Genomic DNA, 8,088 nt, shown 5'->3' with positions numbered 1-8,088 from the left:
GCCTTCGCAATTGACAGACGTTGAAGCCAAGCAAGCCGCAGCGCAAGCTGCCGCCGCTGATGCGGCGGCCAAAGCTGCAGCGGCCACAGCTGCTGCAACAGCCGCGCAAGCTGCAGCCACAGCGGCGGTGAAACAGTTCCATCCAGCGTAGCCACTGGCCAACGCCGCCGCCACAACTGCAAGCGCAGCAGGCACCGACGCCACCACATCAGCCACCGCCAGCGAAACAGCGACCGACGCCAAAGTGGCCAGCTTGGCCACCGCCGCTGCCAGTGCTGCGACAGCAGCTAGTGCCGCCGCCGCAGCAGCAACAGCGGCCAAGACTGCGCTGGAAAGCGCCGTTGCTGCACTGAGCAGCCCCGCCACTCCAGCTGAACTGGCAGATGTCGAAGCCAAGCAGACTGCAGCGCAAGCTGCCGCAACCGACGCCGCAGCCAAAGCTGCAGCGGCGACATCTGCTGCAACAGCAGCACAAGAAGCAGCCACGGCCGCCGGTGAAACAACTCCAACCAGCGTTGCAATAGCTAACGCCGCAGCCGCTGCTGCAAGCGCAGCAGGCACCGACGCCTCAGCTTCGGCTGCTGCCAGTGAAACTGTTACGGACGGCAAAGTGGCCGCCTTGGCCACCGCCGCCAACAATGCCGCAACTGCTGCCACAACTGCTGCAGCAGCAGCGACAGCTGCCAAGACTGCGCTGGACAACGCCGTTGCTGCACTGAGCAGTCCCGCCACTCCAGCTGAACTGGCAGATGTCGAAGCTAAGCAGGCTGCAGCGCAAGCTGCCGCAACCGACGCAGCAGCCAAAGCTGCAGCGGCGACAGCTGCTGCAACAGCTGCGCAAGCTGCCGCCACAGCAGCTGGTGAAGCAACTCCATCCAGCGTTGCAACAGCCAACGCCGCAGCCGCCGCTGCAAGCGCAGCAGGTACCGACGCCTCAGCTTCGGCTGCTGCCAGCGAGACTGTTACGGACGGCAAAGTGGCCACCTTGGCCACAGCTGCTGCCAATGCCGCAACTGCCGCTACAACGGCTGCAGCATCAGCGACTGCAGCCAAGACAGCGTTGGACAACGCTGTCGCCGCTCTGAGCGATCCTGCAACGCCAGCTGAACTGGCAGACGTTGAGGCCAAGCAGGCTGCAGCGCAAGCTGCCGCAACCGACGCCGCAGCCAAAGCCTCAGCAGCCACAGCTGCTGCGACAGCTGCGCAAGCTGCCGCCACAGCCGCTGGTGAAACAACTCCAACCAGCGTTGCAACAGCCAACGCCGCAGCCGCCGCTGCAAGCGCAGCAGGCACCGACGCCTCAGCTTCGGCTGCTGCCAGCGAAACTGCGACGGATGCCAAAGTCACCGCGTTGGCCACCGCCGCCAACAATGCCGCAACTGCTGCCACAACTGCTGCAGCAGCAGCGACTGCAGCCAAGACAGCGTTGGACAACGCTGTCGCTGCACTGAGCAGCCCCGCCACTCCAGCTGAACTGGCAGATGTCGAAGCCAAGCAGACTGCAGCGCAAGCTGCCGCAACCGACGCCGCAGCCAAAGCCTCAGCAGCGACAGCTGCTGCAACAGCTGCGCAAGCTGCCGCCACAGCGGCTGGTGAATCTGAACCTGCCAGCGTAGCCACTGCCAACGCTGCCGCCACAGCTGCAAGCGCAGCAGGCACCGACGCCACCACATCAGCCACCGCCAGCGAAACGACAACCGACGCCAAAGTGGCCAGCCTGGCCACCGCTGCTGCCAGTGCCGCGACTGCCGCCACAACGGCTGCCGCAGCAGCGACTGCAGCCAAGACAGCTTTGGAAAGCGCAGTCGCAGCCCTGAGTGATCCGGCAACGCCAGCTGAACTGGCAGACGTCGAAGCCAAGCAAGCTGCAGCACTGACTGCCGCCGCTGATGCAGCCGCCAAAGCCTCAGCAGCGACTGCTGCTGCGACAGCCGCTCAGGCAGCAGCCTCAGCAGCGAACGAAGCCGAACCTGCCAGCGTAGCCACTGCCAACGCTGCCGCCACAGCTGCAAGCGCAGCAGGTACTGCAGCCACCGCATCGGCCACGGCCAGCGAAACGGCAACCGACGCCAAAGTGGCCAGCCTAGCCACCGCTGCTGCCAGTGCCGCGACTGCCGCCACAACGGCTGCAGCTGCAGCGACAGCTGCGAAGGCCGCTCTGGACAACGCTGTCGCCGCTCTGAGCGATCCTGCAACGCCAGCTGAACTGGCAGATGTCGAAGCCAAGCAAGCCGCAGCGCAAGCTGCCGCTGCTGATGCGGTTGCCAAAGCCTCAGCAGCGACTGACGCAGCGACAGCAGCCCAGGCCGCAGCTGCAGCGGCTGGGGAAACAGTTCCATCCAGCGTAGCCACTGCCAACGCTGCCGCCACAGCTGCAAGCGCAGCAGGCACCGACGCCACCACATCAGCCACCGTCAGCGAAACGGCAACCGACGCCAAAGTGGCCAGCTTGGCCACCGCCGCTGCCAGTGCCGCGACTGCCGCCACAACAGCTGCCGCAGCAGCGACAGCAGCCAAGACAGCCTTGGACAACGCCGTCGCTGGACTCAGTGATCCGGCAACCCCAGCTGAAATTGCAGACGTCGAAACCAAGCAAACTGCAGCACTGACAGCCGCCGCTGATGCAGCCGCCAAATCCTCAGCAGCGACTGCCGCAGCGACTGCAGCCCAAGCCGCAGCCACAGCCGCGAATGAAGCCGAACCTGCCAGCGTTGCCATTGCCAACGCAGCAGCCGCAGCTGCAAGCGCAGCCAGTGCAGCTGCGGCCTCATCGGCTGCTGCCAGTGAAGCCGTAACAGGCGGCCAATTGGCCAGCTTGGCTACAGCGGCTGCCAATGCCGCGACGGCCGCCACAACAGCTGCAGCTGCAGCAACAGCGGCCAAGACAGCTTTGGACGGTGCCGTTGCAGCCATGAGCAGTCCGGCAACGCCCGCTGAACTGACGGACATCGAAGCCAAGCAAGCCGCAGCCCAAGCTGCGGCAGTTGACGCAAGCGCTGCTGCCCAAGCGGCGACCGCTGCTGCAAATGCAGCCCAAGCTGCAGCCACAACGGCGGGTGAAACAGTGCCTGCCAGCGTGGCTAGTGCAAACGCCGCTGCCACCGCTGCAAGCGCAGCGAGTACGGACGCCAGTGCATCGGCCACAGACAGCGAAACCGCGACCGACATCAAAGTGGCCAGCCTGGCCATAGCTGCTGCCAATGCCGCAACCGCCGCCACAACGGCTGCAGCAGCAGCGACTGCAGCCAAGACAGTGTTGGACAACGCCGTCGCCGCTCTGAGCGATCCTGCAACGCCAGCTGAACTGGCAGACGTTGAAGCCAAGCAGGCTGCAGCATTGACTGCTGCAGTTGATGCGGCAGCCAAAGCTGCAGCAGCAACTGCCGCAGCGACAGCAGCCCAGGCCGCAGCTGCAGCGGCTGGGGAAACAGTTCCATCCAGCGTAGCCACTGCCAACGCCGCCGCCACAGCTGCAAGCGCCGCAGGTACTGCAGCCACAGCATCGGCCACGGCCAGCGAAACAGCAACCGACGCCAAAGTGGCCAGCCTGGCCATCGCTGCTGCCAGTGCCGCGACTGCCGCCACAACGGCTGCTGCAGCAGCGACTGCAGCCAAGACGGCTTTGGACAGCGCCGTTGCCGCATTGAGCGATCCTGCAACGCCTGCGCAATTGGCAGACGTCGAAGCCAAGCAAGCAGCAGCACTGACTGCCGCCGCTGATGCGACTGCCAAAGCTGCAGCAGCGACTGCCGCAGCGACAGCAGCCCAGGCCGCAGCTGCAGCGGCGAACGAAACGATGCCTGTCAGCGTGGCCACTGCCAACGCCGCCGCCACAGCTGCAAGCGCAGCAGGTACCGACGCCTCAACTTCGGCTGCTGCCAGCGAAACGGCAACCGACGCCAAAGTGGCCAGCTTGGCCACCGCTGCTGCCAGTGCCGCGACTGCCGCCACAACAGCTGCTGCAGCAGCGACTGCAGCCAAGACGGCTTTGGACAGCGCCGTTGCCGCATTGAGCGATCCTGCAACGCCTGCGCAATTGGCAGACGTTGAAGCCAAGCAAGCCACAGCGCAGTCTGCTGCCGCTGATGCCGCAGCGAAAGCACAAGCTGCAACAGCCGCTGCGACTGCCGCTCAGGCAGCAGCCTCAGCAGCGAACGAAGCCGAACCTGCCAGCGTGGCAATTGCCAACGCCGCTGCCACAACTGCAAGCGCAGCGAGTGCTGACGCCAGTGCATCGGCCACGGCCAGCGAAACAGCGACAGACGCCAAGGTTTCTGACCTGGCCACAGTCGCTGCCAATGCCGCAACTGCCGCGACAACGGCTGCTGCTGCAGCGACAGCTGCGAAGGCCGCTCTGGACAGCGCCGTTGCAGCGATGAGTGATCCAGCAACGCCAGCTGAACTGGCAGACGTCGAAGCCAAGCAGGCCGCAGCGCAAGTTGCCGCAACCGACGCAGCAGCCAAAGCTGCCGCAGCGACTGCCGCAGCGACAGCAGCTCAAACAGCAGCCACCGCCGCCGGTGAATCTGAACCTGCCAGCGTAGCCACCGCCAACGCTGCTGCCACAGCTGCAAGCGCAGCAGGCACCGACGCCGCAGCATCAGCCACGGCCAGCGAAACGGCAACCGACGCCAAAGTGGCCAGCCTGGCCGCCGCTGCCACCCATGCCGCAACAGCCGCCACAACAGCTGCCGCAGCAGCGACTGCAGCCAAGACGGCTTTGGACAGCGCCGTTGCTGGACTCAGTGATCCGGCAACCCCAGCTGAAATTGCAGACGTCGAAGCCAAGCAAGCAGCAGCACTGACGGCTGCCGCTGATGCCTCAGCCAAAGCTACAGCAGCGACTGCTGCTGCGACTGCCGCTCAGGCAGCAGCCTCAGCAGCGAACGAAGCCGAACCTGTCAGCGTGGCTACTGCCAACGCTGCTGCCACAGCTGCAAGCGCAGCAGGCACCGACGCCACCACATCAGCCACCGCCAGCGAAACTGCGACAGACGCCAAAGTGGCCAGCTTAGCCACCGCTGCTGCCAGTGCCGCGACTGCCGCCAGTACGGCTGCAGCTGCAGCGACAGCTGCGAAGGCCGCTCTGGACAGCGCCGTTGCAGCCCTGAGCGATCCGGCAACGCCAGCTGAAATTGCAGACGTCGAAACCAAGCAAACTGCAGCACTGACAGCCGCCGCTGATGCAGCCGCCAAATCCTCAGCAGCGACTGCCGCAGCGACTGCAGCCCAAGCCGCAGCCACAGCCGCGAATGAAGCCGAACCTGCCAGCGTTGCCATTGCCAACGCAGCAGCCGCAGCTGCAAGCGCAGCCAGTGCAGCTGCGGCCTCATCGGCTGCTGCCAGTGAAGCCGTAACAGGCGGCCAATTGGCCAGCTTGGCTACAGCGGCTGCCAATGCCGCGACGGCCGCCACAACAGCTGCAGCTGCAGCAACAGCGGCCAAGACAGCTTTGGACGGTGCCGTTGCAGCCATGAGCAGTCCGGCAACGCCCGCTGAACTGACGGACATCGAAGCCAAGCAAGCCGCAGCCCAAGCTGCGGCAGTTGACGCAAGCGCTGCTGCCCAAGCGGCGACCGCTGCTGCAAATGCAGCCCAAGCTGCAGCCACAACGGCGGGTGAAACAGTGCCTGCCAGCGTGGCTAGTGCCAACGCCGCTGCCACCGCTGCAAGTACAGCGGGCACCGACGCCACCACTTCAGCCACGGCCAGCGAAACTGCGACGGATGCCAAAGTGGCGAGCTTTGCCGCAGCAGCCGCAATTGCCGCGACTGCTGCCACAACGGCTGCCGCGTCGGCAACAGCGGCCAAGACAGCCTTGGACAGCGCAGTTGCAGCGATGAGTGATCCGGCAACCCCAGCTGAACTGGCAGCCGTCGAAGCCAAGCAGGCCGCAGCGCAAGCTGCAGCAACCGACGCCGCAGCCAAAGCTGCGGCAGCAACAGCAGCAGCAACAGCAGCTCAAACTGCAGCCATAGCGGCTGGTGAGACAGCTCCATTCAGCGTTGCAACAGCCAACTCTGCTGGCGCCGCTGCAAGCGCAGCGGGCAGCGACGCCACCGCATCGGCCACGGCCAGCGAAACAGCAACCGACGCCAAAGTTTCTGACCTGGCCACAGTCGCCGCCAATGCCGCGACTGCCGCCACAACGGCTGCCGCAGCAGCGACAGCGGCCAAGACAGCGTTGGACAGCGCAGTTGCAGCGATGAGTGATCCGGCAACGCCCGCTGAACTGGCAGACGTCGAAGCCAAGCAGGCCGCAGCGCAAGCTGCCGCTGCTGATGCGGTTGCCAGTGCTGCAGTGGCGACAGCTGCTGCAACTGCTGCACAAGCTGTTGCCACAGCGGCTGGTGAATCTGAACCTGCCAGCGTAGCCACTGCCAACACCGCTGCCACCGCTGCAAGCGCAGCAGGCACCGACGCCAACACATCAGCCACTGCCAGCGAAACTGCAACAGACGCCAAAGTGGCCAGCCTGGCCATAGCTGCTGCTAATGCCGCAACTGCCGCCAGTGCAGCTGCCGCAGCAGCGACTGCAGCCAAGACAGCGTTGGACAACGTCGTCGCCGCTCTGAGCGATCCGGCAACGCCAACTGAACTGGCAGACGTTGAAGCCAAGCAGGTTGCTGCACTGACTGCCGCTGCTGATGCAGCCGCCAACGCCTCAGTAGCCACAGCTGCTGCGACAGCCGCACAAGCTGCCGCCATAGCAGCTGGTGAAGCAACGCCATCCAGCGTGGCAACAGCCAATGCCGCCGCCACAGCTGCAAACGCAGCAGGCACCGACGCCACCGCATCAGCCACCGCCAGTGAAACCGCGACGGACGCCAAAGTGGCTGACTTGGTCACCGCCGCTGCCAGTGCTGCAAGCGCCGCGACAGTAGCCGCTGCAACAGCGACAGCGGCCAAGACAGCGTTGGACAACGCCGTCGCCGCTCTGAGCGATCCAGCAACACCAGCTCAATTGGCAGACGTCGAAGCCAAGCAGGCCGCCGCATCAACAGCCGCCGCTGATGCAGCAGTCAAAGCTGCCGCAGCGACTGCCGCAGCGACAGCAGCTCAGGCAGCTGCCACAGCCGCGAATGAAGCCGAACCTGCCAGCGTAGCCACCGCCAACGCTGCTGCCACAGCTGCAAACGCAGCAGGCACTGACGCCACAGCATCAGCCACCGCCAGCGAAATTGCGACAGACGCCAAAGTGGCCAGCTTGGCCATAGCAGCCGCCAGTGCCGCGACTGCCGCGACAGCTGCTGAAGTGGCAGCGACTGCTGCAAAAACGGCTTTGGACAACGCCGTCTCGGCTCTGAGTGATCCGGTCACCCCTGCACAGTTGACCGACGTTGAAGCCAAGCAGTCAGCAGCGCTCGCTGCCGCCGCCGATGCAGCTGCCAAAGCCGCCGCAGCAGCAGCTGCCGCGACAGCAGCCCAAGCCGCAGCTGCAGCTGCTCACGAAACAGTGCCTGCCAGCGTGGCAATTGCCAACGCCGCAGCCACAGCTGCAAGCGCAGCGGGCACCGACGCCACAACATCGGCCACGGCCAGCGAAACAGCGACAGACGCCAAAGTTTCTGACCTGGCCACAGTCGCCGCCAATGCCGCGACTGCCGCCACCACAGCTGCCGCAGTAGCGACTGCAGCCAAGACTGCGCTGGACAGCGCAGTCGCAGCGATGAGTGATCCGGCAACGCCAGCTCAATTGGCAGACGTTGAAGCCAAACAGGCCGCAGCATTGACCGCCGCTGCTGATGCCGCTGCCAAAGCTGCAGCGGCGACAGCCGCAGCGATCGCGGCTCAGGCAGCTGCCACAGCCGCGAATGAAGCCGAACCTGTCAGCGTGGCTACTGCCAACGCTGCTGCCACAGCTGCAAGCGCAGCAGGCACCGACGCCACTGCTGCGGCCACCGCCAGCGAAATTGCGACAGACGCCAAAGTAGCCAGCTTGGCCACCGTCGCCGCCAATGCAGCAACTGCCGCCAGTGCGGCTGCCGCAAACGCAACAGCGGCCAAGACTGCGTTGGACAGCGCCGTTGCCGTTCTGAGCGATCCGGCAACGCCTTCAGAACTGGCAGACGTGGAAGCCAAGCAAGC

1 protein-coding gene is annotated in these 8,088 nt (G+C 65.2%); it reads left to right on the top strand.

Annotated features, from left to right (window positions below):
- Positions 1 to 244: 244 nt before the first annotated feature.
- Positions 245 to 8,088, top strand: a 7,844-nt coding sequence (locus H663_RS40625) for a hypothetical protein (RefSeq protein WP_116695962.1), incomplete at its 3' end; no start/stop codon positions are given.

The sequence above is a fragment of the Limnohabitans planktonicus II-D5 genome (genome assembly GCF_001270065.2).
Classification (GTDB): domain Bacteria; phylum Pseudomonadota; class Gammaproteobacteria; order Burkholderiales; family Burkholderiaceae_C; genus Limnohabitans_A; species Limnohabitans_A planktonicus.
This window is presented reverse-complemented; position numbering and strand designations above follow the sequence as displayed.